This window comes from Metabacillus dongyingensis, assembly GCF_019933155.2.
Taxonomy (GTDB): Bacteria; Bacillota; Bacilli; order Bacillales; family Bacillaceae; genus Bacillus_P; species Bacillus_P dongyingensis.
Genome location: NZ_CP082944.1, coordinates 4,498,402 through 4,524,341 on the forward strand (window position 1 = coordinate 4,498,402; position 25,940 = coordinate 4,524,341).

At 37.7% G+C, this 25,940-nt stretch carries 23 protein-coding genes and 3 pseudogenes; 11 read left to right on the forward strand and 15 right to left on the reverse strand.

Annotated elements, in window-relative coordinates; genetic code table 11:
- Positions 1 to 353: 353 nt before the first annotated feature.
- The 3 genes and pseudogenes from K8L98_RS22310 to K8L98_RS26745 all read right to left on the reverse strand — a co-directional run.
- Complete coding sequence (locus K8L98_RS22310; RefSeq protein WP_223438156.1) at positions 354 to 1,583, reverse strand: FAD-dependent monooxygenase; 1,230 nt, start codon at positions 1,581 to 1,583, stop codon at positions 354 to 356.
- A 239-nt stretch (positions 1,584 to 1,822) separates the two neighbouring features.
- Positions 1,823 to 2,020, reverse strand: coding sequence for a hypothetical protein (locus K8L98_RS26735; RefSeq protein WP_338036997.1), 198 nt, complete (start codon positions 2,018 to 2,020; stop codon positions 1,823 to 1,825).
- Between the two features lie 97 nt (positions 2,021 to 2,117).
- Positions 2,118 to 2,402 (reverse strand): annotated as a pseudogene (locus tag K8L98_RS26745) (class I SAM-dependent methyltransferase); the annotation flags it as partial.
- 1,034 nt (positions 2,403 to 3,436) lie between these two features.
- Between K8L98_RS26745 and K8L98_RS22320 the strand changes: the two are divergent.
- A complete protein-coding gene (locus K8L98_RS22320; protein ID WP_223438157.1) occupies positions 3,437 to 4,111 on the forward strand; it encodes a cyclase family protein in 675 nt (224 codons plus the stop codon).
- Positions 4,112 to 5,255: 1,144 nt separating this feature from the next.
- Positions 5,256 to 5,783: an NAD(P)H-dependent oxidoreductase gene (locus tag K8L98_RS22325; protein ID WP_223438158.1), complete on the forward strand. Its 528-nt coding sequence runs from the start codon at positions 5,256 to 5,258 to the stop codon at positions 5,781 to 5,783.
- A 70-nt stretch (positions 5,784 to 5,853) separates the two neighbouring features.
- Here the strand turns inward: K8L98_RS22325 and K8L98_RS22330 are convergent, their stop codons facing one another.
- On the reverse strand, positions 5,854 to 6,213 hold the full coding sequence (locus tag K8L98_RS22330; protein WP_223438159.1) for a winged helix-turn-helix transcriptional regulator: 360 nt from the start codon (positions 6,211 to 6,213) through the stop codon (positions 5,854 to 5,856).
- 253 nt (positions 6,214 to 6,466) lie between these two features.
- Positions 6,467 to 6,601: pseudogene (locus tag K8L98_RS22335) on the reverse strand (MBL fold metallo-hydrolase); the annotation flags it as partial.
- Between the two features lie 6 nt (positions 6,602 to 6,607).
- On the opposite strand from K8L98_RS22335, the pseudogene K8L98_RS22340 reads away from it, so the two are divergent.
- Positions 6,608 to 7,032, forward strand: a pseudogene (locus K8L98_RS22340) (transposase); the annotation flags it as partial.
- 88 nt (positions 7,033 to 7,120) lie between these two features.
- On the opposite strand, the gene K8L98_RS22345 reads toward K8L98_RS22340, so the two are convergent.
- Positions 7,121 to 7,831 (reverse strand): Crp/Fnr family transcriptional regulator, encoded by a 711-nt coding sequence (locus K8L98_RS22345; RefSeq protein WP_223438160.1) that lies wholly within the window; start codon positions 7,829 to 7,831, stop codon positions 7,121 to 7,123.
- A 103-nt stretch (positions 7,832 to 7,934) separates the two neighbouring features.
- On the opposite strand from K8L98_RS22345, the gene K8L98_RS22350 reads away from it, so the two are divergent.
- Entirely contained in the window at positions 7,935 to 8,276 is a 342-nt protein-coding gene (locus K8L98_RS22350) for a DoxX family protein (RefSeq protein WP_223438161.1), read from the forward strand.
- Positions 8,277 to 9,099: 823 nt separating this feature from the next.
- On the opposite strand, the gene K8L98_RS22355 is transcribed toward K8L98_RS22350, so the two are convergent.
- Positions 9,100 to 10,560 carry a pyridoxal phosphate-dependent decarboxylase family protein gene (locus tag K8L98_RS22355; protein ID WP_223438162.1) on the reverse strand — a complete coding sequence of 487 codons (1,461 nt, stop codon included), beginning with the start codon at positions 10,558 to 10,560 and terminating at the stop codon, positions 9,100 to 9,102.
- A gap of 751 nt (positions 10,561 to 11,311) precedes the next feature.
- Here K8L98_RS22355 and K8L98_RS22360 point away from each other — a divergent pair.
- From K8L98_RS22360 to K8L98_RS22375, 4 genes are all read left to right on the forward strand, one after another.
- The gene (locus K8L98_RS22360; protein ID WP_223438163.1) at positions 11,312 to 11,842 is read left to right on the forward strand and encodes a GNAT family N-acetyltransferase; all 531 of its coding nucleotides are present in this window, start codon (positions 11,312 to 11,314) and stop codon (positions 11,840 to 11,842) included.
- A 404-nt stretch (positions 11,843 to 12,246) separates the two neighbouring features.
- A complete protein-coding gene (locus tag K8L98_RS22365; RefSeq protein ID WP_108586309.1) occupies positions 12,247 to 12,738 on the forward strand; it encodes a DinB family protein in 492 nt (163 codons plus the stop codon).
- Between the two features lie 399 nt (positions 12,739 to 13,137).
- A complete protein-coding gene (locus K8L98_RS22370; RefSeq protein WP_223438164.1) occupies positions 13,138 to 14,427 on the forward strand; it encodes a protoporphyrinogen/coproporphyrinogen oxidase in 1,290 nt (429 codons plus the stop codon).
- Positions 14,424 to 15,290 carry an RNA polymerase sigma-70 factor gene (locus K8L98_RS22375; protein WP_223438165.1) on the forward strand — a complete coding sequence of 289 codons (867 nt, stop codon included), beginning with the start codon at positions 14,424 to 14,426 and terminating at the stop codon, positions 15,288 to 15,290. Before K8L98_RS22370 ends, K8L98_RS22375 begins: the two co-directional genes overlap by 4 nt.
- Positions 15,291 to 15,484: 194 nt before the next feature.
- Here K8L98_RS22375 and K8L98_RS22380 read toward each other — a convergent pair whose 3' ends face one another.
- Positions 15,485 to 16,027 (reverse strand): dienelactone hydrolase family protein, encoded by a 543-nt coding sequence (locus K8L98_RS22380; RefSeq protein ID WP_223443703.1) that lies wholly within the window; start codon positions 16,025 to 16,027, stop codon positions 15,485 to 15,487.
- Between the two features lie 411 nt (positions 16,028 to 16,438).
- Complete coding sequence (locus tag K8L98_RS22385; protein WP_223438166.1) at positions 16,439 to 16,738, reverse strand: hypothetical protein; 300 nt, start codon at positions 16,736 to 16,738, stop codon at positions 16,439 to 16,441.
- Between the two features lie 517 nt (positions 16,739 to 17,255).
- Between K8L98_RS22385 and K8L98_RS22390 the strand changes: the two genes are divergently transcribed.
- Positions 17,256 to 18,269 carry a YeiH family protein gene (locus tag K8L98_RS22390; protein ID WP_223438167.1) on the forward strand — a complete coding sequence of 338 codons (1,014 nt, stop codon included), beginning with the start codon at positions 17,256 to 17,258 and terminating at the stop codon, positions 18,267 to 18,269.
- 38 nt (positions 18,270 to 18,307) lie between these two features.
- Here the strand turns inward: K8L98_RS22390 and K8L98_RS22395 are convergent, their stop codons facing one another.
- On the reverse strand, positions 18,308 to 18,796 hold the full coding sequence (locus tag K8L98_RS22395) for a TlpA family protein disulfide reductase (protein WP_223438168.1): 489 nt from the start codon (positions 18,794 to 18,796) through the stop codon (positions 18,308 to 18,310).
- 100 nt (positions 18,797 to 18,896) lie between these two features.
- Here K8L98_RS22395 and K8L98_RS22400 point away from each other — a divergent pair, with 100 nt between their 5' ends.
- Positions 18,897 to 19,220, forward strand: coding sequence for a hypothetical protein (locus K8L98_RS22400; protein WP_223438169.1), 324 nt, complete (start codon positions 18,897 to 18,899; stop codon positions 19,218 to 19,220).
- Between the two features lie 37 nt (positions 19,221 to 19,257).
- Here the strand turns inward: K8L98_RS22400 and K8L98_RS22405 are convergent, their stop codons facing one another.
- On the reverse strand, positions 19,258 to 19,755 hold the full coding sequence (locus K8L98_RS22405; RefSeq protein ID WP_223438170.1) for an ImmA/IrrE family metallo-endopeptidase: 498 nt from the start codon (positions 19,753 to 19,755) through the stop codon (positions 19,258 to 19,260).
- Positions 19,756 to 20,082: 327 nt separating this feature from the next.
- Between K8L98_RS22405 and K8L98_RS22410 the strand changes: the two genes are divergently transcribed.
- On the forward strand, positions 20,083 to 20,535 hold the full coding sequence (locus tag K8L98_RS22410) for an SRPBCC family protein (protein WP_223438171.1): 453 nt from the start codon (positions 20,083 to 20,085) through the stop codon (positions 20,533 to 20,535).
- A gap of 65 nt (positions 20,536 to 20,600) precedes the next feature.
- Here the strand turns inward: K8L98_RS22410 and K8L98_RS22415 are convergent, their stop codons facing one another.
- From K8L98_RS22415 to K8L98_RS22430, 4 genes are all read right to left on the reverse strand, one after another.
- Positions 20,601 to 21,428 (reverse strand): carbohydrate ABC transporter permease, encoded by an 828-nt coding sequence (locus K8L98_RS22415; protein WP_223438172.1) that lies wholly within the window; start codon positions 21,426 to 21,428, stop codon positions 20,601 to 20,603.
- 15 nt (positions 21,429 to 21,443) lie between these two features.
- Positions 21,444 to 22,343 carry a carbohydrate ABC transporter permease gene (locus K8L98_RS22420; protein ID WP_223438173.1) on the reverse strand — a complete coding sequence of 300 codons (900 nt, stop codon included), beginning with the start codon at positions 22,341 to 22,343 and terminating at the stop codon, positions 21,444 to 21,446.
- Between the two features lie 140 nt (positions 22,344 to 22,483).
- Positions 22,484 to 23,734 carry an ABC transporter substrate-binding protein gene (locus K8L98_RS22425; protein WP_223438174.1) on the reverse strand — a complete coding sequence of 417 codons (1,251 nt, stop codon included), beginning with the start codon at positions 23,732 to 23,734 and terminating at the stop codon, positions 22,484 to 22,486.
- A gap of 73 nt (positions 23,735 to 23,807) precedes the next feature.
- Complete coding sequence (locus tag K8L98_RS22430) at positions 23,808 to 25,922, reverse strand: amylo-alpha-1,6-glucosidase (protein WP_223438175.1); 2,115 nt, start codon at positions 25,920 to 25,922, stop codon at positions 23,808 to 23,810.
- Positions 25,923 to 25,940: the final 18 nt, after the last annotated feature.

Here is a 25,940-nt window from a genome sequence, read left to right on the forward strand (position 1 = left end):
TTTATAGGTTTCTTATTCCACAATCCTGCCCAAGTCTTTAATAAAGCAAAGAGGATAATACTCAATTGGGTCACCTCTTACTTTATTATACATTTTATCCAATTATAAGATAATACTTATTCCATTAAACTGCCCGATTGCTTAATACCAATTATTTCAAAATCAGGTGATTAACTCAATCTTTTATTCCATTAAAAAGGACACTTACCTTATTACAGATAAGCGCCCGTTTGTTGAACAAGATTATGTTAATAATTGCAGCCAATTATGTTCTGGCTCTTGTGATTGTATTGCTTTTTGCAGCCAATTTTTATTTTCATCATCAAGATAATCTTGAGACAGCAAGAACAAAATTATTCTTCATTGAAAATAAATGCAGGGTTAATGCCTATAGGATTTTTCATGACAAATAGCTTCTTCTGGATCATCGAAAAAAGGGGAGTCTTGAAAGCAGCAGATACGATGTATGGTCGGATCCCTTTCACAAATTTTGACGAAGTAAAAAACAAATTTCCCATTCGCTCTTGAATTTGGTGAATTTCCTCAATCTCCTCACTTCGAATTTCTTGGACTCTACAGAGAACTTTAGCTGAGACATCACATTTTTGTAGCGCATCCCAAATAACATCAGCCGCCACAACTGCTGTCGTTACTGCTAAAGAAACTCCTATTGCTCCTACAGGAGATGAACAATGAGCAGCATCACCGATCAGCATGCAGCCATTCTTTGCCCACGTTTTAACCATATGATTTTTAGCTTGAAGCGGTACAAATGGTTTAAAGTCAACCAAAGATTCAGCAAATTCATCAAATCCTTTGTTAGCATGCATAATTTCCTGACGAAAATTTTCTATCCCTTGACGCTGTGTTTCTTTCCATTCACCCCGTGGTAAAGCAATGCCTACTTGAAGTAAATTAGGGTATTTCGGCAGTGTTATATAGCTGTATCCCTCTGTGATTTTAAATCGTAATTCTTCTCCCCAATGAGAAGGCCGTTTTACACTGAACCAGATTAGATCACCAGGATAATGTTGATATTCTAATTCAAAACCACCTAAACGACGAATCGTGGAAAACCGTCCATCAGCTCCGACTACTATTTTCGCCTGAATTTCAAGCAGCTCTTTATTTTCCCCATCAACAACCACTCCTGTTACTGTTCCATCCTTCTCGAGCAGTTTTTTTACCGGGGCATGAAACATCATATCAAACGTTGGATATTCCTTTGCTTTTTTGTACAGTGCTTGAAGTAAAATAGGCTGAGGAATCCAGAGAGCATAAGGTGCTTCTGCAATCATGGAAGTAAAATCAAAGTCACCTTTCTTTTTATCATAATGATAAAAAGCACCTTTCTTTAGCTTAGAATGAGGCAATTGTTCGATATACTCGCGTAATTTCAATTGATTAAGCAATTGAATAAAACGAGGCTGAAGCACTTCTCCACGGTATTCACGATCAAAATTATCGTGGCTTTCCAAGACGATTACTTGAACACCAACCTTAGCCAGTAATAAGCCCAGCATCATACCTGCTGGTCCTCCACCAACAACAATGACATCCTTTTGTAATTTTTCATTAATCATTACACATATTTCCTCCCTATATTCAAATGTCAACATGGAATTATATGTAAAAAAATTGATGTAATGCTTGCTTTTGTTATTCAAGAATATGGCCCTTGACTACACGTTTCCAGTCTCTGTGGTCACCATATTTCCGTTTAAGCATTTCATTTCCCCGTTCCTATATTTCATTGCTAATGGCTAAAAGGTATGAACATTTTGTGCTGCAATAGCCCCTGATTTTTGAAGACATTCATTTTTCATTTTCTAATCTGCATCAAACTGGTCCACAAAAAATCTTCCCCGAATTTCGTAGCCGGTTGACTAATTTTAATCATTCTTCTAAATTCAACTATAGTAAAATCGTTAGCAAATATTTCTTTGAAGCGTTCTTCTGAATAGCCTATTCCTCTATTTAAACTACCTTCTTTATAAACTTCCCAATCAGATGTATCCAAAGCACCATCTGTATTAAAGCAAACAATCCCGAAATGGCCATCTTTCTATAGTGCTTTTTTTATCAATTCCAGATAAGTCAAACACGATGCGGTGCTAAATGATGGAATAAGCCAAAATCATATATAAAATCATAGGAATCTGGTTTGAACTTGAAATCAAATAAGGACTTACAATGGAAATTGATGTTTAGTTCCTCTTCCTCTGCTCTTTCCTTCGCCAGTTGATTGCTTTTTCAGAAATATCCAAAGCATCAACCTTGCAGCCGTTTTTAGCCATAAAAATAGCGTTTCTTCCAGGTCCGCAACCCAATTCTAATACTCGGTCGGGAGCAACTCCTTTATCAAAGTATTCTACTAAATTTTCATCAGGACCATTTATCATAAAAAAGGGAATTTCTTTAGTCCTATCATTATAAAAATTCTCCCAAAACTCTTTAGGTTCTCTTAAAAAACCATCCTACATTTCAAGCAAATCTTCGTGATTTAAAATAGATTTATTCATTGATTTCCCCCCCCCTATAACCCTATGTACTTTTCTTCAATAATCCTGCCCTTTACCTTAATAAGAAGAGGCGACACTTTGTTAAGCAATCGCCCCCTGTAATGAAATAACACACTATGAATAAGTTTTTTTATTGTTGCATTCAAGTTCATTCTATTTGCTGGAAAATATTCAATAAATAAAATAATATATTATAAAATAGCTGATGAAAAACAAAATAGAACCAACTAAAAATGGACTAATAATCAAAGGGGTAGCGTCAGGAAAATGCGGATTTACAACGTTAAGAGCTTCAATAATAAAAATCCTGACTTATCTCTTTATTTCATAGGTAAGTCGGGATTTGTTTTTTTACTAAAGTCCCTGTTAATTAAACATATTAAATATCAATGCAATTAGATAATGTGGTACTCCAACAATTAGCATCCCATCGAGAAGGTAACATATACTTGTGAAAATAAACTTAAAGAAATCATAGATTGCCCCAACCAAATCATCAATAAATCTCTCAATACTATCCACCACTATCTGTCTGATACTTGAATATCTCAAAGGTATATTAACGTAAACCTTCATAATCTCAATAGAGTAAAACCTATTGATACACAATCAAATCACCTCTAAATTAGGCTTCATAATGTCCTATAAGACTTGTACCAAATATCTAACCGTTGTAACTCTGCACTTTCCTGACGATACCCCTAATTGTCAGATTACCTGATCATTGAGATTGTACCCCTTTTGTAATCATTAACAAAGGTTGAATATAAACAAACACGAATAAACGATTCAATAATATGATAGTCCTAAGCCCTGTTTTTTGCCTGACAGCTGATTCATACCGCCGTAGGCCAGGCGAAGCGTTTTTTAGCGGCATTTATAGAAAAATATTAGAAAAAGGAGAGCGACGAAATATGAAGCGATTGGTCCTGTCCTATCCGTTGAGCGTGCATACGCCAGTGTATAGAGACAATCCCCCGGTTGAGATCCGGCAACAATTCAGTATACAAAAGGGCGATCTGTTCAATCAATTTTTCATAACGACCATTAATCATAATGGCACGCACATTGACGGTCCGTGGCACTTCAATCCGCAAGGTAAAAAGCTCAGCGAACTGCCCATTGATTATTTTGTCTTTACCCGTATGACGATCCTCGACATTCCCAAAACGGATGATGAACTGATCACAAAAGAAGATCTGGAGTCTTTTGCGAACCAGATCGCTGGCTCAGATCTGTTGCTTGTACGTACAGGATTCGGGAATATCCGCGATTCGGATCCGGTTCGCTACGGCAATCGTAACCCGGGTTTTTCAGCATCTGCAGCTAAGTACTTAATGGTATTTGATTCATTGCGCGCCATAGGCATTGACTTCCCTTCCGCCTCAGCCGCACAAAGGTTGGATGAAGGCATCCTTTTTCATCAAATCATTCTAGGGAAAGGCCGGATGGATGGCCATTTTATATTGATTATTGAGGATATGAATTTAAAACACGACTTTTCCGAAGTGGACATCGTCTATGCTATACCTTTGTTTATCGAAGGCATTGACAGCAGTTTTAGCACAATTTTCGCAGAAAAACGTTAAGCTCCCAAGTGCTTAAACAAAATAAGTTCCACAACACTGGTCGTTAAAGGGAAACACTCTTATTCATCAAAGGTTTTATCCTTAGCGTGGGAAATGTGATAAATGGTTGGTGGTACCCCTTTAAGAACTTTATTTTGCATCTTGTACAATCTGTTAACTGTGCAATGCGGTTTATTTAACTTTGTATATCCGCATTTTCCTGACGCTACCCCCATAAGAACAGCAGAAGCTCTATCTCTCATAACAACCTCACTTTCTTAGACATTTTCTGACCCAACTTTTTGATAAGTAAGGACGATCGCATTATGCTGCAATCGCCCCCGATCGTATTATAAGGTCAGCCAAAATGGCCCTATAATGGAATAGAGAAGGACTATATGTTTCTTTTTTTAAAAGCTGTCTATATAATCAACTAACACCATTTGTAATTTAACAACTTCGATTTATTACCTTGTTTCTTAATCAATTCACCTTTCACCTTGTCCTCGCTCTAATAGTTAATAACAACCGTGACTGAACTTAATAATTATCTGTATGGATTATCTGATGTTACCCATAAGAAAATAGTGAAAAAGGGTACTTCACAAAAGTTATACAATTTTTTGGATACATCCTCGATTTTTGCATTTCTAATTGAAATGTTATTTAAAGTGGTATACCCCCCTGATATATAAGGGATTAAAATCACTTTATTACATCATGCCGCCCATAGATTGTGGAGTTTTACATGAGAACATCATACAATCTAACCTTAATTAAAACACACAACGAAACGTTTGTTCCCTACTAGAATATTCACTCAACAATATAAAATAATATCGATATTGGCACCCATTCGGCACTTTTATTGGTACCCAGGGTGTTTTTCTTCTAATAAACGGAGCTTATTACACAAACGCGCCCTTTTCTTGAATAATTATAATGACTTAGTACACGATCTTTTCACATTACGTATGGTGACCTGAGAATGCAGCTATTCTACTTTGCGGATAATAGGTTCGCTGGTCCTCCCTTATAGAAAAAATTTTTTATGACTGATTTAACACTTACCTTTATGTAAGTACCTGTAATAAAAGTGTGTACTTACATATTTTCAGCTTGGGCTTTACAATAAAAATGAAATCAGCTTAAGGAGGAAGAAACATTGAAAACTCTTGTTATCCTAACACACCCAAGCTTAGAAACATCTGTTGTTAATAAGCGATGGGTAGAAGAATTAAAAAAATATCCAGAAAAATATACTGTGCACGAATTGTATAAGGTTTATCCTGATGAGAACATAGATGTGGAAAAAGAACAAAAATTGGTTGAAAAACACGGAAACCTTGTTTTCCAATTTCCTGTATATTGGTTCAACTGTCCTCCTCTCTTAAAAAAGTGGCTGGATGATGTTTTCCTTTATGGATGGGCTTATGGTTCAAAAGGAGATAAATTAAAGAATCGAAAAGTTGCTTTAGGGATATCTGCCGGGATCAAAAATGTGGATTATAGTGAAGCTGGAAGATACCATTATACACTTGAACAAGTGCTGCGTCCGTTTGAGACGACAGCCATCTATTGTAATGCAGATTATCGTTCGTTCTTTGCGTTTTATGGAGCAGAATTTGAGCCATCTGTAAGTAAAATAGAAAAAAGCACTCAAGATTATTTAAATTTCATTGATAATATGTAATGGGTAACTTTTATAAAAGTTAAAATAAGAAGTACCTCCTAAACAAGAAGGTACTTCCTTTTTACTATGCCTATTTTGTTACATTTTCTAGAGCTTGAAAATTATTTTTCTCTCCCCAATCGCACATCATATCTAACAATGGAATAAGTGAACAACCACGTTCAGATAATGAATATTCAACTTTTGGAGGTATTTGGGGAAATTCTTTGCGTATAATTAGACCATCTTCCTCAAGCTGTTTTAACATAACACTTAGTGTTTTAAAGGAAATAGTCCCAATACATCGCTTCAGCTCATTGAATCTCATAACCTTATTTTCAGACAACCAATACAAAATAATCATTTTATATTTACCACCTATTAAGGATAACGTATATCCAAAACCAGTGTTTTTTAGTTCTACGCCAGTCGGAACACAGGTTTCACTCACAATCCCCACTCTCCTTCTGATAAGAATATCCTATCAATATGAATACTTTATAGTAAATTACTATGCAATCTTATCACAAGAATGTAAAGTAAGATCGCTATAAAATTTTGTTATATCTTTAATTCGAATTAAAGATATAACAAAACACCCCTGTTAAAAAACTTCTTTTTTATTCAACAATCTGGCCCTTTTCATGAAGAAAGACGCTTTCCATTTCAGAAAAGCGCCCGATAGTTGAAAATTTAATATGAAATTACTTTTTGAATCTGATCATTATATTTACCTTACTTAATCCTCCGTGGTAACGAACCACAGATTCAATGTCGAGATCTAAGTACTTTTTCAGGGATTTAAATGCTGTATCCATATCTAGTGTGACCGCCGGATGGGCACTATAGCTGAATTATGTAATAGCCGGTCTAAAAAGTGGGCGAAAGAAAAAGCCACACAGCTTAAAGAGGCTGCGATCCGAAATCCGTTTCAGAAAGCCCTTTACCACAGCCATATTCTAAGCCTGCATATGTACATTGATCTGCTTCTTCAGTACAAAGAGCATCTATCAAAGTTGGCAGCTGAAATAGATGCTCTCGCTAAAGAAGTAGAAGAATATGAAATCATTCAATCAATTCCCGGCATTGGAGAAAAAGCGCTGCAACGATTATCTCCGAAATTGGGGAAATTGAACGATTCAGTGCTCCCCAAAAACTTGTGGCGTTCGCTGGAGTTGACCCAAGTGTCTTTGAATCTGGCAAATTCAGAGCCATTATGAACCGCATAACCAAAAGAGGATCCAGCAGACTTCGCCAGGCTTTGTTTATGCTATTCACCTTTTAAAAACATAAAAACCCTGACTACTTTTTAAAATCCTAAAGCCGTTGACGTAACTGCACAATAACCAATATTTTTATCATTCCTCTTCTAATGCCCTTTTCAAAAGAGCAAAATGAATCTTAATCGGTTTTCGGTTCCCTACCTTACGAACAATGCCTTCTTCAGTCAAATCATTTAGTAGTGATGTCACTGTTTCACGAATACTGCCTATCATCATTGCTATTTCATGATGTGTTATTGGAATTTCGAGTTGAATCCAATCTACCTCCTTCGGATTGCTACTAGGCAATTCTCCCCCAAACTTTACTGCTAGTTTATGCAATAAAAATAATAGGCGCTTTCGCACACTACTGTATGCCATATATTCCAATAGCTCCTCTACTTCCTTTAAACGGTTTGATACCATTTCGATAAACTTCAAGGAAACACTAGGCCGATCATGTATTATTTTTTCAAATTGATTTTTATCTATCGTGCAAATAATGGAATCTTCCCATGTTTCCGCGTACATATTTTCTGATCCTGTTGTAAATGAACCAATCTCTCCAAATACATGACCAGTTCCTAATATATCAATCGTAAACTCTTTCCCACCTTCAGATAATTTATATAAACGAACATTACCAGATTTGATTAAATACAAGATCTTTTGATCCATGTGTGGAGAAGTAATAATTGTTCCTTTTTTTATGACTTTCATGGGAGTGACAGGTTCAATTTTTTTTAATTCTTCTATTTCCAACTCACTAAACAGCTGTATTCTCGATAAATATTTAATCTTATCCATGAAGTTCTCCTATCATTGTAGTCTAAACTACATTTTTTGGGGAATAGAAAGCTTATCATTCTATGTAATGCAACACATCTATTATACTAAAGGGGGAAACAACGTGGATTCAGTAATCGTAATCATTCAAATTATTTTAATCTGTATCTTTGCAATGTCAATTTCTATGAAATTGTTACGTACTAAATCAATGGTTCACCATTGGAATGAATATCGTTATCCAATGTGGTTCATGAATGTAACTACCTTGTTAGAGCTAGTCGGTGTGATTGGATTGGTTATTGCATTTTGGATTCCGGAATTCTTAAAATTTTCAGGAGTCCTATTTACCTTTCTAATGCTTGGTGCAATACACGCTCACTTCGTCAGAGCCAAGCATAAACCGATAATGGCACTTAACGCTTTAGCTATGCTTATTCTGTCTATTGTGATCATCTTGTTTTAAGTAAAACAGTTTCAAGTTAATTCGAATAAAATCCCAATCTCTCAGTAATATAAATGAGAAATTGGGATTTTTAATGCTGGAATATCCTTAACGTTGTAAATCCGCGTTTTGCTAGCGGTACCCCATTTATTCACCTCAAGGTAGTTAGAATTATTAATATATATTTTTAACGACCTTCCATATGTGAAAAAGCATCACTTGTTACAGAAAAGCCCCCTATTGCGGATGATTAATTTGCGATGACTTTACATCTTATATAAAAGGTAATTGGGTTAACAAATCCAAGGATTAAAATTACCAAGAACATATAGGTAGTAACTGCGTCTCCTCCTAAACCAAGTTCATCTACAATTATTGCATCGTAGTATAGCAATTGAGCATATGCAATTACCGATACTATTGATAGTCCCACCACAGATAGACCACTCGCCATTTTTATCCTTAATTTAGGAAAAATGATAATAAAAAACATAAACAAAGCTGTAATAATAAGTGTAAAAAAATAGGTCTTAATAATGTGAATGCTCCTAATGTTTCGAATGACGCGTATGTATACATGCGCACCTCCAAAATTTCCTTTCTAATAATATCTTATTCAACAATCCTGCCCTTTACTTCAATAACAAGAGGCGACACTTTGTTAAGCAATCGCCCCCTTTAATGGAATAACTACAATATTGCCTCAGTCCTAAAATTGCTCAACTCACAATTCTTCTTTAACTAACACACCCGTTAGTTTATTAAGAAAAGCACTTCTTATTAAAGAATCCGCACGTTTGTTGAAAATTAAATCCTATTAATTGAACTTTAGCACCCAGTTTATTTAATAGGATTTAGATTTATAACTATGGTGATTTATATAAAATTCATCTATCTTACTAAATATTTTTTGTATAGTTGAGATTGGTGTATAAGGATTTAATAGAACTGCTCTTAACCAACGATCTCCTCTATAAGTTGGCAAGGAAAAAAATACACGTTCTTCATTAAGCAGATACTGTTGCAACTCTAAGTTCCATTGGTCCCATTGTTTCGAATCGAGATATTTTGGTCTTCCTCTAAAACAACATAAATTTGTATCAGGTTCACTTGCTAGCTCTATGTAGGAGCGTTTTTTAACTTGTACTACAAATTCCTCGACTAATAAATAACTTTCATTCAATAGTTGGTCGTAACCTTTTAATCCAATGTGCTGAAGAGACAAATATAACTTTAAAATGTCAGCATGACGGGTGCCTTGAACACTAACTTCACCTAAATTTGTAAAATTTGTATCATTCATATATGGAGCAGAAATTCGGAAATCCGTTTCCAACAATTCACGATTCTTAAATAAAACCATAGCACATGTTTTTGCAACATACATCCATTTTTGAGGGTTAAAAGTTATAGAATCTGCCCTTTCAATACCAGAAAGTAATTGACGATACTTCTCTGAAAATACTAATGCCCCACCATAAGCAGCATCTACATGTAACCAGAGCCCATACTTCTTTGCTGTTTCTGCAATGGATAAGATGGGGTCAATACTACCCGTTACAGTTGTTCCAGCCGTTGCCACAACTGCAAAAGGTTTTTTCCCGTCTTCTAACAATTTAATAATCTTTTTCTCTAAGTCGGAGATATCCATCTGAGAATTATGGTTACTTTTTACAGCGATTACACTAGAAGTACCTAATCCTAATAACATTGCTGCCTTATGAAGAGAGGTATGGCTCGCTTCCGATACTAAAATAACTGGTTGACCTATTAGTCCAGTTAATCCTGCCTCTTTAACTTGTAATTTATGGTTCCGAGCAACTGCAAGGGCTTGAAGGTTAGCAAGACTCCCTCCACTAGTCATTACTCCCCCACCCTTTTCATCAAAGCCAAACATCTTTGCAATTTTTTGAAGCACTTGAACTTCCATTTGAGAGAATACAGGTGACATTTCAAGACTCAACATATTGTTATTAATAGCCGTTGTTACAAATTCACCCAAACAGGAAATTAAAGTTGGCATCGAGTCCATGTGACCAATATAGTTAGGAGTTAGAGGATTCATTGAATTTCTTAAAATCTCTTGTAATTTTAAAAGAATATCTTCAGTAGGAGTCCCTTCTATGGAAAACTCATCAAAATTATAATTTTCTTTTTGAGCTAAAAATGGACGTTGCTCAGAATTAGTAGAATTCTCTATAACCAAATCCATAACTTTACTAATTAGACTTTTAACTTCATCAATATTTTGACCATTTGGTTCAATAAAAGAGTCATTCGGAAGAAAATTAATATTCATAATCATCACTCTACTCTCGGGATTATTGCACTTAGTATAACAATCGAGCAGATAGATTCAAGAAAAAAATGGAATACCTCTTATAAAAAATAAAAGAAACCTAATAAATACAGCACTCTACAACTATACTGCCCTTTAATGGAATAACATACCACTTCGAGATGAACCACCTTATTGCCTTTTTATAACATTAAGAAAAGGGAAAATGTATAATGTTATTGCTCATTTTTTTGCATTTTTTTAATATTTATTTTGCGTGAATAATACAAATAAAGGATCAGACATATTAACTGTAGAGTGATAATAAAGATATTTAATTTCCCTCTAATAAATAAGAGCCTTACTACATTTGATATGTAATAAGGCTTTTAAAAGTTGTTTAAAACCGAAGTTATCTAAAAGAATATTGTTTCTTAAAAGCATATTAAAGTTGTTTAATTCTTATTGAACTAAAGCCCCTGTTTGTTTAAGTGTATTTTTCCACAAAATGATTGGGTTTACTAAATGAAATAGTTCATTATTACAGAAATGATGTCTCGTTAGTGTCATAAGAAAAGTTGCATTAATTACACGTTATTCAGGTACTCCAATACGACAAAAATCAAGTTTGTATTTTCAAACTGACTTGTAATATTTTCTTAATTGTATATAATAACGCTATCTTAAAGCGTGAAGGGACTGAACTATGCACAGATATCAATATCTAAACCCCAAATGTTGAAACAAGAAATTTCAAAACAAAATGGAGGTAAAAATATTGATTACCGAATTACGAACTGAACGATTAGTATTGAAAAAAATGGAGGTATCCGACTCCTCTAGCTTATTTAAAATCTGGTCTGATTCTGAAGTTACAAGGTTTATGAATATCTATAGTTTGACTGACGAAAGTCAAGCAATAGAAATAATTGAAATGCTTGATGGCTTATATCAAGAAGACAAAGCTATTCGCTATTCGATTATTCAATCAGAGTCAAATCAAATTATCGGTTCTTGTGGCTACAATTCCTTAGACTTTGAGAATTTAAAAGCAGAAATCGGTTATGACCTTGGTAAAGAATACTGGGGTAACGGATTTGCTTCAGAAGCCATTCCCGCATTATTGGATTATGCATTTAATACGCTTAATCTCAATAGGATTGAAGCAAAAGTCGAGCCTGAAAATAGTAACTCAATAAGACTTTTGGAAAAGTTGCATTTTCAATTTGAAGGCACCTTAAGAAAGTCCGAGAAATCAAAAGACACGTTTATTGATTTAAATATGTATTCAAAATTAAAAACTGATTAACATAATTGTGAAAAGCCTATATTCATATGAATATAGGCTTTTTCGGCATTCTATTAATTATTTTTCTATCTAAGATTATCTTTTCTTATTGAACTAACCTGCCCCGTTAGTGACATAAGTAATGTTCTTCATTTTTAAACAACTTTATTATTTTTTAAATAACTTTATTATCAATTCAACAACTTTATTTTCATTAAACATTAACCTGGCTAATATGTCTGATCCTTTTATAACTTTTCAACAAACGCGCCCGATTGCGGAAGATCGTTGATTAAGGTATAGGCTCCACAGATATAAAGGCCATGTATATTTTCACTCCTCTGTATTTTTTTCGGAAAATTTGATAAATTGATGGTAACTAATGAATCCTAATTTAGATAGTTACAAACAAGGAGGCTATCCTAATGAGTAAAAAAGAAATCTTGCAAAATGGAGTCAATCAAGTTTTTTACGAAGAAGAATGGTACCCACCGATATCAGAAGCGTTAAAGAATCTTACCGCTGCACAAGCATGTTGGCAACCAGAAGGAAAGGCCGCTAATACGATTTGGGAAAATGTAAACCATTTACTAACCTTTAAAGAGCGCTTACTTTCCCGCTTACATCAAGATGACACATTTGTTGTTCCACAAAATAATGATGACACGTTTGTCCAAGGTGGAGCTAATGATGAAGATGCTTGGCAAGAAACAGTGAAGCGAACGCTTCACGTACATGATGCCTTACAATCTTCATTAACATCCCTTCAAGAAGCAGAATTGGATCAACCTAGTCCTTCTCTGCCAGTTTGGCAACAATACCTAAATCTCCTTTTGCACGATGCTTATCATACAGGACAAATTGTACAACTTCGCAAACTACAAGGTTCATGGCCAGCTAAGCGCTCATATTTATAAACGATGATTAAAATTGCTTGAGTTTCGCACACAACAAAACGATTTAAAAGCAGATCTAACTGTTACATCAAATAAAAGCCCAATTTCTCAGTATTAAAATTGAGAAATTGGGCTTTTTTATTACTCCATAATAGCGCCTTTTAATGGAATAACTTTAATTATGGAGCAATACTCGTTAACCAATCAGGGACTCTTTTCTTCGTAGCTATTAAAAACTCACTTCATATGCATCTCAATCCATTCTTTTACCAAACGTTTGGTGCGGCGCGTAAATAAGCTTCTTGAAATCAGTTCGTATTACCTAACAATCCACTCCATCAAAAAACTTTTGTCTCCATTTTGTCACAGAATCATTCACTCATCCGTTATATTAGTAAATAATCGAAAAGGATGATGACGATGACAAAATATGAAGTGGCTATTGTAGGCGGGGGAATTGCGGGTTTAACGGCTGCGATCTATGCAGCAAAAGCAGGGAAACGAACCATTGTACTGGAACAACAAAAGCGGTTGGGAGGCAGGGCCATCACCAACAAAAAGCAGGGTGTATATTTTAATTTGGGTGGGCATGCACTTTATAAAGGGGAAGCGTACGAAGCATTCCGCGAACTCGGATTACGACTTGAGGGAAGCACACCGTCTATTGATGCTTACGGGATGTGGAAAGAACAAATGTTGCCCATACCAACGAACATATCTTCCTTCTTTCAAACGCCGCTCCTAAGTTGGGAAGGAAAGCTCGAATTGGCAAAATGGTTCATTAAATTAGGAAAAATGGACACAAGCGTTTGGAACCAGATCAGTATCCGCGATTGGATTGAAACTCAATTGCATAATCCAATGCTGCGCAACGTGTTCTATGCACTGCTCCGAACAACCACTTATGTGTTTGCACCTGAATTACACGCTGCTGGTCCTGCCTTAAAGCAGTTGCAGCGTTCATTAAAAGGAGTTTTGTATCTTGATAAAGGCTGGGGGACAGTCGTAGAAGAACTGCGTGAACTTGCTGTCCAACAAGGAGTGGAGCTGATCACCGGTTGTAAAGTGGTTGCAGTCGAACATCAAGATCAAAAAGTACACTCGATTTTATGTGAGGGTGGCACTAAAATTGAAGCATCGAATGTTATACTAACTACACCACCTTCCATTTCTCACAAACTAGTTCCCCATGCGGATCAAACAGCACTCGACACGTGGAACAAGCAAGCTATTCCTGTTACAGTTGCTTGTCTAGATGTTGGTTTGCGCCAATTGCCTAATCCAAAGCACCAATTTATCTATGGATTGGATCAACCAATTTTCTTTACGCACCAATCACGGGAGGGAAAACCAAGACCCGCTATCTTAAGTGATGATGGAACACAAGTGATATCGCTTTTTAAATATCAGGGTCCACAAACAGATGCAGCGAAGGATGAGAGTGAGTTGGAGCAAGTATTAGATGTGGTTCAACCCGGCTGGCGGAAAGAATTAGTTATAAGACAGTTCCTGCCGAAAATGACGGTTGTCCACGATTTTCCTCATAGGAAAAGAATGGAGAATCCAGGCCCTGCTGTTCCTGAAATTGATGGACTATATGTTGCTGGTGACTGGGTCTCACATGGGGAGCTACTCGTTGATACATCCGTAGCTAGCGCTAAACGAGTCGTTTCACAACTACTAAATACTAGAGAGGTGATCAAATTATGAGTATGGAAAGACTTTATCAAACCTATCAACCTCTGCTTTTTTCCTTAGCCTATCGTATGTTAGGGAGCGTGATGGATTCAGAGGACATTGTCCAAGAAGCGTTTATAACCTTTCATCAACTTCCCAACTACGAACATATTGAAAACAAAAAAGCGTATCTATGTAAGATAGTCACTAATCGCTGTCTGGATTTGATACGGTCATCCGCAAAAAAACGTGAGGTATATGTCGGACCGTGGCTTCCGGAACCATTGCTTGAAATAGAGAATTCACCTAACGATCCTTCACAAGTCTTTTTTCAACAAGAATCCATCTCCACCGCATATTTGCTTTTATTACAACAACTAAATGCGATAGAACGAGCCGTCTTTTTGCTTCGTGAAGTCTTCCAATACTCTTATGATGAAATAGCTGAAATTCTCGGAAAAAGCAATGCTAACTGTCGGCAAATTTTTCACCGTACGAAAAAAAGCATGGAATATGACCCTAAGAAACAGCCTTCGATTTCAATGGCGGAATCTGCAGTAAAAGAGTTTGTACAGTCTATCTTAAATGGAAACGTAAATCAATTATTGGACCTTGTCAGCGAAGATGTCGCAATGTACTCGGATGGAGGCGGCAAAGTAAAAGCCGCACAAGTACCTATTTTCGGTGCTACCAGAGTGGTTCAACTGCTCCAAAGCCTCATGAAAATGTATGCAGGCAAGTTCACCATCAAATATACATCTGTCAACGGTCTACCAGGACTAATTTTAACAATCGATGATCACTTACAATATGTGTTCTCCTTTGCTTTTAACGGCAATCGAATTCAGACGATCTACTCGGTTGCTAATCCCGATAAACTACGACATTTGTATTAGAAGACTCCATACGATCACTAAATCACAGTTTTCGCTCTATCAATTAGACACAAAAAACAGCTGGCCCATCCATTAAGCTAACTGTTTTTTACTATTTATCGATCATTACTTCCTCCTTGAACTAAGGTGGCTTTTCTTCAATAAGGTCTTTGAAACGATCTTCCGCAATCTGGCCCGTTTGCGGAAGAAAAAATTCAGTTATTTTTGAAGAAGTGCAATGTTTCTCTAAATGTATTTTGAGCTAATTCTTCATTATATTTAGAAGAGTATGGATTACTAAATCCGTGTTCACCCTTACATATATGTACATCTATTTTTGGTTTATCTAAAGTTGAAACTAATTCATCAACATTAAATGATTCTTCCACTTTCGGAAAAAATAACAACACCGGACATTTTGAATATATATTTACATAGTCCCTAATACGTGAACCATAGTATCCAACGATACCATCAACATATTCTTCCTCACTACACAACCAAGCAACCGTTGCCCCTACACTAAATCCAATGATAAATATTTTTGAATACTCATCTTGAATATCTAATAATATATTTTTTACTTTATGTAATCCGTTTGTGAAACCTATATTATCCATAAAATTATGGTAAGCCTTTACCTCTTGAGAATAATCAAAGGGTATTTCTTGTTCTAATAAATTTGGACAAATGACATCAAAATTTTGTTCTGATAGTAACTCACATAAATCCACCATATGTTGGTTAATTCCATATATTTCGTGAAACTAACCTGCCCGTTAGTTTAAATGAAAACCTTCACATTTCCACGATGTATTTTTTAAAAAATCCATTTTCATTAAAAACGTTCCTCAAGAACCTGGTCCTTTAACTAAGGAAGATAGAAAATTGAATCCTTCACAATACTGCCCTTTAATGGAATAACATACCACTTCGAGATGAACCACCTAATTGCCTTTTTTCACTCTAGAAAATGGCCATTTTATTGAACAAGCAGGGGAGGAGAGGGTTATTCTTTCGGATACCTTCTTTTGAGCATTGGACAGCATAAAAGCCCTCCTAACGGAAGGCTTTTTCTATTTTTTTGGGACACTTATTCAATTAAAGCCCCCGATTGTGGAATATCATTTATGTTGTCTTATTAAAGAAAAGACCCGTTAGTGTTATTTTCATTTTTCTTTAGTAAAATAGAAACCTGTCCCATTTTCTTGTGGAACAAACCCTTGTTGAGCTGAACTATTTTCCACCATATTTCGCTCTTCTACTGTTATAACTGTGGTAACATCTTTACCTTCAGTTACCATACCTTCTCTACGGTCTTGTTCCTCTCTAGTAACAAGTTTATATGTATCTGTTTGTTTTGAGGAAACTTCCGCTGATGCTTCTGTTTTTTGCAAGTCTTTCGCAAAACCAATTGATAATGCTAAAACTCCTGCAAAACCAAGGGTTAAAACTAATTTCCCTTTCATATAAAAAACCTCCTAATAGTTTCTAGCTTGCACTAATAACATATTTTACCATAACTAAAACTATGTTACTTTAAAATTTATTTCTTCAACTAAATTGCCCTTTAATTCAATAAGAAGAGGCGGATAAATCCCACTTAAACGTTGTCTGTCAGTAGTCATCAGGCAATAAAAGAAAGTGGGAATTCGCAAGCCAATTAGCACACTAATTTTATGATGTACAATAGTTATTGTCCTGTTGCTAAATAGGTAACTATTTCTGTTCATAAACGGTTGAAAACCTTGTAATATCAACAAAAATAACAGGTCTAATTCATATGCGAATGAGCCTGCTATTTTTAGTGCTATTTACTTTTTTCCTTCCGTAAACGGAACCCCTCTGATTATAATCAGGGGTTTTTCTTTTGAAGAATCCTATTATTAATAATGCTAATAAATATTATAATTTATATTTATTTTACTAATAGTTATGGAGTTGATAAAGTTATCTTAAGAACAAATTGCTTAGGAAGTGTACATCATGTTGAACAGTCAAACAAAGCTAAAACATCAGCGGTTGCCTTTTATGCAAGGGATTTTGCTGACATTCATATTTGCAGCTATTGCTTCTTATCTAGCAAGTTTCTCCTTATTTTCCGTTATAGGACCCCTTATCATCGCCATGATTCTGGGAATGTTGTGGAGAGCTTCTGCCGGAATAAGTGAACCAGTGCTTACAGGAGCCTCTTTTTCAAGCAAAAAGCTATTGCGCCTCGGCATCATTTTTCTCGGAATGAGATTAAATCTGACAGTACTTTATCAAGCTGGATTTAACGTGTTTATCCTTTCCTTAATCGTAATCCTCTTTACCATGCCCCTGGTATATGCTCTTTCCCGCTTTCTCAAAGTGGATAAGAAAATCAGTATACTCACCGCATGCGGAACTGCAATTTGCGGGGCTGCAGCTGTTGCGGCAATTGCCCCATTAGTGAAGGCGAATGATGAGGAGACTGCTGTAAGTGCAGGAACCATTGCCATTTTAGGCACCGCCTTTACCCTGCTGTACACCTTTTTATATTCTTTTATAAATCTAACCCCCTATGGTTTCGGTGCTTTTTCCGGGGGAACGCTGCATGAAGTTGCACATGTCGTAGCTGCGGCATCGATTGGAGGAACCGAATCAGAAGATTTAGCCATTATCGTAAAATTAACCCGTGTCGCCCTGCTTGTACCCGCTGCTCTGATAGTCGGAATCCTTTTTAGAGAAAAAAAGGCAGAAGGCGCTCCTTCTTCCCTGCCTATTCCTTGGTTTATTCTAGGATTCCTTTTCATGAGCGGGTTGAATACAGCTGGAATTGCTTCAGAGGAAACGGCCTCTTTCCTTGTCTCTTTTTCCTATCTATTAATTGGAATGGCCATGGCTGGACTTGGATTAAACGTAAACTTAAAGACTTTTAAAAAGCTTGGCTCTAAGCCGCTGATTGCCGGTTTGACAGGGTCTGTGCTGCTGTCTGCTGCGGGGTACGGATTAGTTCTATTGCTGGGGCTTAATTAAAAATGGAGGACCGGTCAGTTACGATCGGTCCCTTCGTATTAATGAGCTATTAATGCCCTAACCCGTTTCTCAAGCAGCTCCGTCCCTCCATACCCGGTAAGTACACTCACAATTTCACCATTCTCATCTACAAAAAAAGTGGTAGGCACCGCTGCCACTCTAAACATGGTTGAAGCTTCCCCTGTCTTATCAAGCAAAACAGGAAATGAAAATCTATAGTCTTTAGCGAACATATACGCTCCTTCTTCTGAATCCTGATTGGTCATATTGACCGCATAAATTTTCACCTGACCTTTATATTTCTCAGCAAGCTTCACTAAATCAGGTGCTTCCATTTTGCAGGGGCCGCACCAGGATGCCCAGAAATTCAGGATGATAGGCTGATCGTAGGGCGGTTTTATTTCATGTTCTTTCTGATTGATATCCGACAGCTTAAGTTCAGGTGCTTTTGCTGCAGCAGTTTGTTCCAGCGGGATACAAAGACTGAGCAGTACAGCAAGCAGAATCAGTCGTGCTATAATAATCACCTTCCTTTTTTATCCTTATTATTCTCCTTTAAGAATGGACATATTCCTGTGAGACGAGCGTACATATGAATTAAGATGTTTTTGAAAGGAGCGGCTGGTGTTGCTGTCTAAAACAAGTTCACAAATCTTCACTCTCTTTTTTCTCGTTCTCCTGATTGGAACGATGGCCTATTTAGATTCCTTTCAGGCAAAAAATACCGAAACAGGATCTTTTCCTATGGCTGCTGAAGAAGAAGCAGAGACTGCGGCAAAGGAGCAGCCGCTTTTTACAGTGTACGAGGATAAGAAAATCGCATCAGAAGAGAAAGATGGATATTGGGTAGAAACATATCAGGAGTTTGAAATCCTTAAAGATGCAGATGGAAAAACGGTAGAAGTGAAGCCGACAGAGAACTACAGTTACTTAAAATATAGAGTAGATTAAATGACAAAAAAGCTGATCTGTATGAAGATCAGCTTTTTTATTTGGAAAGCAGGATATATCCTTTGTTATACAGCTTCCCGCTCTGCTGAAATTTAGACGGATAGGTTTCCACAAGATATTCTCCCTGTAAATGACCAAGACTCAATTGCATCGTTTGCTTGAAAGGAGCATTTTTATAAAAAGAATCCGCCAGGTGCCGCTCTTTTCCGATTGAAAGTCCCTTCGGCACGAAGATGTTCCAATGTGAAAGAGGAATCACACCTGAAATAGCCAAGTCTCTCCGTCCTGCTGAATGGAAATCGGTCACCATTAAAATAGCCCGGTTCTGATCTTGCGCACAGCCTGCAAATTTGACTGCAACAGCTTCTAATGAAGCGCGAAAGTATTTTGAGAGCGGCTTAAAAGAAGCAAGTTTCTCGCCATGCTTCTCCATCTGACGCTTAAATTCAGCTGTCGGCAGCAAGAGCTCTGATGCCACCTCATCACAAAGCCTTTCAATTTCGTCCTGCCCGTCTTTCCCCTTTAGCTGTCCCATTGTTACTTCAAGCGCGATGGCAAGCTGATAAAGCTTTTCTGCGGAGATTTGTTTGTTTGGATATTCTCTATTTGTGAAAGATAAGGCTTAGAGACTCCAGATTCACTTGAGAGTTTTGCTGATAGTCAAGATTTCAACTTGGAAGAGTATAAACAAATGAACGCTGATCTGCTTGGTCAAAAAGCAGCTGCAGTTTTCTGAGACTGAACGCAAGGAGCTGTTTATGCATCTGGCAGGATTAATTGAAGAAATAAAAACCATTGAAACATCAGCACTTATGAAATTGAAGGAAGCTCTTCAATCAAAGAAATGGGAGGATTATCTATCTTGAAGCATAAAGTCGTTATTCACGCACCTATTGAATTTGTTTTTGAACAGCTTTCCTCACCGGCCGCTCGCAAGACATGGACAAAAGAAATAGAAAAGATCCAATATGAACAGCCCAGAGCAGAGAAGATTGAAGGAGCATCATTTATTCAAGTACAAAAAGAAGGTGCGATGCGAACTTCTTTTCACGGAAAAAATGGTGTGATTGCCGAACCGGAAACATATTCATATTCGCTTGAAAGCAAAGCATTTAAAATGGTGATTACCTATCACCTTGAAGATGTACAGGGCGACACTCAGGTCACTCAAACCTATGAGATCATCTATTTATCGAAGCTTGCAAAAATCATGGGCAAGCTATCGAGCAAGCTGACTGAGAAACTGGCACTTTCCCTTTTGCAGCAGTTCAAAACACATTGTGAAATTAGAAAAGCGCAAGCGCCTCCGACCTAATAGTGCGGAAATTGATATACTTTCCTAAATAAAAAGAAGCTGATGCATCCGCACCAGCTTTCTTTTTATTTCCCCCCAGTAAAGGAAATCCCCTTTATAAAATAACGATTGAAGAATGCATAAATCAGCAGGACAGGCAATGTAAACACCATGGAAGCTGCCATAATATAGTTCCAGTAGCTGACAAACTGTCCTTTGAACGTATTCAGTCCAAGCGGCAGGGTGAACATTTCAATATCCGTCATGACAATCAGCGGTCTCATGAAATCGTTCCAGAAGCCCATAAATACAAAGATTGCCTGTGCAGCAAGAGCTGGCCTTGCAAGCGGAAGAACAATTTTAAAGAATGTGCCAAGCCTGCTGAGACCATCCATTTCAGCTGCTTCTTCCAGCTCCTTAGGAAAGTTGATAAAGAACTGGCGCATCATGAAAATGAAAGTCGCATTAATCATGGCTGGAACAATCATTCCCTGATACGAATTCAGCCATCCAAACTCTTTTAAAATTAAGTAGTTTGGAATCATTGTGACTTGAGCTGGAATCATCAGTACAGCAAGAATCGTAATAAACAGTGCCTTTTTACCGGGAAAGCTGAGTCTTGCAAGAGCGTACCCGGCCATAGAATTGAACAAAAGATTTAATATCGTTCCAATAACGGCGATTAAAACACTATTAAACATCCATCTTGGGAAAAGTTCCTGCTCTATGAAAATTTGCCTATAGTTATCAAACGTAAAGTTTTTCGGAATAAAGCTTAGTGTTCCGCTGACAATTTCCTGCAGCGTTTTAAACGAAGAGGAAAGAGCCCATAAAAACGGCACAAGAGTTGTAACGGCATAGAGTACTAGAATCGCATATACAATCGTTTTTCCAATTCCAAATTTTTTTTTCATCTTTCCATCCTCCTTTTAGTAGAGTGACTCTTCTTTTGAAAATTTCCGCTGCAGCAATGTCGCCACAAGAATAACAATCGCAAGCAGCAGGACAAGGGCCGCTGCGTATCCCATCGTTCCGAGATTTTTAAACGCATACTGATAGACTAAAAGAACAACGGTTAAAGTTGAATTATCCGGTCCCCCTGATCCAGCTGAGAAAATGTAGGATTGATCAAATAGCTGGAACGTTCCGATTAAGCCCATAATGGCAACAAATGATGTTACCGGGCGCAATTGCGGTACAGTTATTTTCATGAATTTCTGAACTGTATTAGCACCGTCAAGCTCAGCTGCTTCGTAAAGAGAGTCCGGAATATCCTGAAGTGCAGCTAAATAGATAACCATGAAAAATGGTGCGGTCGACCAAATGTTCATAATCATAATCGCATTGAGCGCGATGTTCGGGTCCCCAAGGAAGTTATACGTCGGCAAGCCGAGAGTGTCCAATACATTATTGATTAGTCCATTTTTGTTGTACATCCACATAAAGATCAAGGTTAATACAGCAGATGATGTCAGGGTAGGCAGAAAGTATACAATTCTAAAAAACGTTTGACCCTTTAAGCCTGCATTTAATGTTGCAGCAAGAATTAACGCGAGAATCGTCTGACACGGAACAACAATCACTACATATTTAAAAGTGTTCCACAAAGCGGTCTGCGCCCGGGTGTCATCGAGTATTCTCGTAAAGTTATCAAAAGCTACAAAATCGTAGCTTGCCGTTCCAAGCAGCTGCACTTTATGGAACGAAAGAAAGACAATATAAAAAATGGGACCGATAATAAATAATAGTAAGACAAACAATGCAGGCGACATGAAAAAGTAGCCTTGTCCAGCCTCTCTTAATGTTCGTTTGGAAAATAGTTTTTTCATTTTGCTATCCAAGCCCCCCACTTTAAGTAAATCCTGCACGAACTCTTTCTGACGAAGTAAAAATGACTTCGTCAGAAAGAACCAGTGCAGATATTAAAGAAGAAAAGGGAAACATTCATTTCCCTTTTCTAAATCATTTTTTATTTTGAATCAATTTCGCTGTTTGCCTGTTTTTCCGCTTCTTTTAATGCTTCTTCAAGCGGACGGTCGCCAAGGAAGGCACTCATAAATTGGTTGTTGAAGTTATTTACGATAATCGGAAGGTTTGAGCCTTCTGACCATACAGTTGCATAGGAAGCACCTGCTACAAGCGGACCGCGCAGTTCGTCTTTGTCATAGCCAAGCTTTTCTGCAACTGATTTACGCGTCGGCAAAGCATATCCTTTGCTTGTCCATGTCTCCATGCCTTCTTTTCCAGTCAGGTATGAAAGCAATTCCCATGAAGCTTCCTTCTTTTCAGAAGCAGCATTCATGACATATGCAACACTGTAAGCCATCGTTGATTTCTCACCATTGATCGCCGGCAGTTCAGCTGTTCCGTACTCAACATCAGGGAAAGTATCTGCTAAAAATGGGATTGCCCAGTTTCCTTCAATTACCATAGCTGCTTTTTGCTGTCCGAAAATCTCTCCACCCCATGTCGCGCCTACTTCTTTAGCCTCTACTGCAGATTTATCGACGTTATGCATATCAATTACTGGTTTTAATGCTTCTACTACTTCATCTGATGCAAAATTTGCTTTATCCTCTTTTACTACATCGCCGCCAAGTGATTCTGCCACCCAGAATTGACGTGCAAGCTCAGGCGCAACGCCAAATCCGTATTGCCCGTCTTTCGTTAGTTTCTTAGAAGCCTCGCGGAACTCTTCCCATGTTTTAGGAACCTCTACGCCAGCATCGGCAAGCATTTTTTTGTTGTAAAAAAGCGCTAAAGTTGAATAGTCTTTTGGAAAACCGTACGTTTTATCCTCAGAAACAAACGCTTCCAATAATGGCTTCTCAAAGTCTTCAACATCAAAACCTTCTGTTATATACTCATCTAAAGGTTCAATAACGCCAGTTTCAATCAGACCAGGAGCTTCAAATGCATCCAGATAAAAAACATCTGGTCCTTCTCCCCCGATCAAACGCGTTTTAATAACATCCATATATTGTTCTGTAATAACCTCAAGCTTGACATCAATTTTCGGATACTTCGCTTCAAAGTCTTCAATCGTCTGCTTTAACAGCTTTTCTTCAGTTGGATTTCCACCCCATCCAGCCAGTGTCACTTCCACTTTCTCTCCGTCTGCGCCATCTTTTGAAGTTTCATCTGAACTGCATCCTGCCAAAGCCACTGCAAATAACATTGAAGCAACTCCAAACCCCGCTAACCATTTCCTTGATTTCATTGCAAATTCTCCTTCCATTGCTTTTTTTATAATCTAAAGGAAGCTTCCTTCCTAAAAATTGAAGTAAACCTGCTTATTTTTGAACAAGTGTTTCGGATGATTTTAGACTATAGCCAGTCGTGTTTTTGAGAACTTCCACTGTAAATGCCTCTCCGCTGCGCGTAACTCGAATAGATAATTTCCCTTCTCCAATAGAGATATTTTGAACTTCCAGAACATTCATGCTATCAAGTAAAACCGGTAAAAGTCTGATTTCCTTCTTTAAGCTGTCTGGAAATAATCCCAGCATTGACTGGATAAAGACAAGCGGTGTACCGGCTGCCCATGCTTGAGGCGAACAGGCTACAGGGTATTTCACTGCTTTGCCGGCCTGGCTGTCGTATCCGCAGAAAAGTTCCGGCAGCCGGTCATATTCAAAATGCGCTGCAGCGTCAATAAGCCCGCTTATGACTTTGATTGCTTCTTGCTGATAACCAGTTTTGCTCATTCCAAGGAGTGAGATGCTGTTATCATGCGGCCAGATGCTGCCATCATGGTAGCTAATCGGATTGTACCCTGCTTCGCCTTCGGCCATAGTCCGGATTCCGTATCCAGAGAACATCTTTTGCGAAACGAGCATTTCGGTCACTGCTTTCGCTCTGTCCTCATTCAGCATTCCAGAAAATAAAACGTGTCCTGGATTTGAAGTAATCGTTCCAACCTGTTCTTTCTTTTCATCTAGTGCGATGGCATAGAACTGAATATCTTCCATCCAGAATTCTTCATCAAATCTTTCCTTCAGTGAGACTGCCTGTCTGCGAAGCTGTTCTGCACGTTCTGTTTGATTAATCGATTCATAGATATCGGCGATTCCCATTTTGGCCTGATAGACATATCCTTGCACCTCTGCAAGGGCTATAGGCGTTTTTGCGTATTCTCCGTTTCTGTGAACAACAGAGTCGCCTGAATCTTTCCAGCCCTGGTTGGCGATCCCTTTACTTGATTCCTGATGATATTCAACGAAAAGATCTTCATCACGGTCCCCGTATTCATCAATCCACATCAAAGCGTTTTCAATTGTTTTTTCAAGTTTCTGTGCAAGTTCAATGTCACCAGTCCACTTCACATACTCAGAGAGCAGGATCAAAAACAGGGGTGTGGCATCTACCGTTCCGTAATAAGGTGTAAACGGAATTTGGCCTGTAGCTGCAAGTTCGCCAAACCGGATTTCATGCATGATTTTACCCGGCTGCTCATCTCTCCAAGGATCCACATTCTGACCTTGATAATGCGCCATCGTGAGAAGTGTTCCTTTTGCGATTCCTGATTGAAATGGCAGGATCTGCAAAGCGGCAATTAAGCTGTCACGGCCAAATGGAACACCAAACCAGGGAAGGCCTGCAACTGGAAATGGACCAAATCCTACATCTGTCAGCAACACCCTCATATCATTCAATCCGCGGTCAACCAGCCGCTGAAGGGGCGCAAAATCTGTTTTAACACTTGCTGATTGTTTACTCCAATTCTCGTAAGACACTTCAAGTTTCCGCATAGCTTCATCTTTTTTCACAGCAGTGTTCACTTGTGGTTCACCAATCTGCGGCCGAATCGCAAGTGTGACTCTGTCTGTCTCAGAATGAGCTAATTCAAACTCAAAATCGATTTTTCCCTTTTCATCCACTTTTTTTGCTTCTTTGTCCCAAGTAATCAATGTGCTGCGTTCTACATTGTCTGCTCCCGCGTAGTGAAAGGAAAGTGTATTTCCTTCAGTTGTTTGGCCTGTTCTGCTGCCAAGATCTCCATTTTGAAACCCTCGGACAACAAACATATCAAGAAAATCCGCATCAGCATGGATACTGATTTCAAAATTCACAGGCTTTGGAAAATAGTTTTTAACTTTTATCTCTTCATAAAGGACATCATCATAAATGAATCGTGTACGTTCAATCTCAACAGATTCTCGCCATAAAATCAGTTCCCCGTCCTCCTCCATATGGGGATTTGTTAAGAGAATGTCAGCTTTATAGTTTTGATCAGCGTCAGATGAGAGCAAGATAGGGTCTTCACCATTGATTTTCAGATCTAGTTTGCTTAAAAATCTCGTGTCTTTTGTATAAAGTCCTAAGCCGTAAGGATGATTTTCCGGTATATTTCCGTTCGTATCTGTCAGTAAAAATAAGTCGTTTTCTTTTATCACACGGTAATCCATCTTTGTCCACCTCTTTCC

Coding starts and splice junctions, on each gene's coding strand:
- K8L98_RS22310 (WP_223438156.1), bottom strand. CDS start 1,583: ATGATTAATGAAAAATTACAAAAGGATGTCATTGTTGTTGGTGGAGGA.
- K8L98_RS22320 (WP_223438157.1), top strand. CDS start 3,437: ATGAAGCGATTGGTCCTGTCCTATCCGTTGAGCGTGCATACGCCAGTG.
- K8L98_RS22345 (WP_223438160.1), bottom strand. CDS start 7,831: ATGGATAAGATTAAATATTTATCGAGAATACAGCTGTTTAGTGAGTTG.
- K8L98_RS22355 (WP_223438162.1), bottom strand. CDS start 10,560: ATGATTATGAATATTAATTTTCTTCCGAATGACTCTTTTATTGAACCA.
- K8L98_RS22365 (WP_108586309.1), top strand. CDS start 12,247: ATGAGTAAAAAAGAAATCTTGCAAAATGGAGTCAATCAAGTTTTTTAC.
- K8L98_RS22370 (WP_223438164.1), top strand. CDS start 13,138: ATGACAAAATATGAAGTGGCTATTGTAGGCGGGGGAATTGCGGGTTTA.
- K8L98_RS22375 (WP_223438165.1), top strand. CDS start 14,424: ATGAGTATGGAAAGACTTTATCAAACCTATCAACCTCTGCTTTTTTCC.
- K8L98_RS22385 (WP_223438166.1), bottom strand. CDS start 16,738: ATGAAAGGGAAATTAGTTTTAACCCTTGGTTTTGCAGGAGTTTTAGCA.
- K8L98_RS22390 (WP_223438167.1), top strand. CDS start 17,256: ATGTTGAACAGTCAAACAAAGCTAAAACATCAGCGGTTGCCTTTTATG.
- K8L98_RS22405 (WP_223438170.1), bottom strand. CDS start 19,755: ATGGGACAGCTAAAGGGGAAAGACGGGCAGGACGAAATTGAAAGGCTT.
- K8L98_RS22415 (WP_223438172.1), bottom strand. CDS start 21,428: ATGAAAAAAAAATTTGGAATTGGAAAAACGATTGTATATGCGATTCTA.
- K8L98_RS22420 (WP_223438173.1), bottom strand. CDS start 22,343: ATGAAAAAACTATTTTCCAAACGAACATTAAGAGAGGCTGGACAAGGC.
- K8L98_RS22425 (WP_223438174.1), bottom strand. CDS start 23,734: ATGAAATCAAGGAAATGGTTAGCGGGGTTTGGAGTTGCTTCAATGTTA.
- K8L98_RS22430 (WP_223438175.1), bottom strand. CDS start 25,922: ATGGATTACCGTGTGATAAAAGAAAACGACTTATTTTTACTGACAGAT.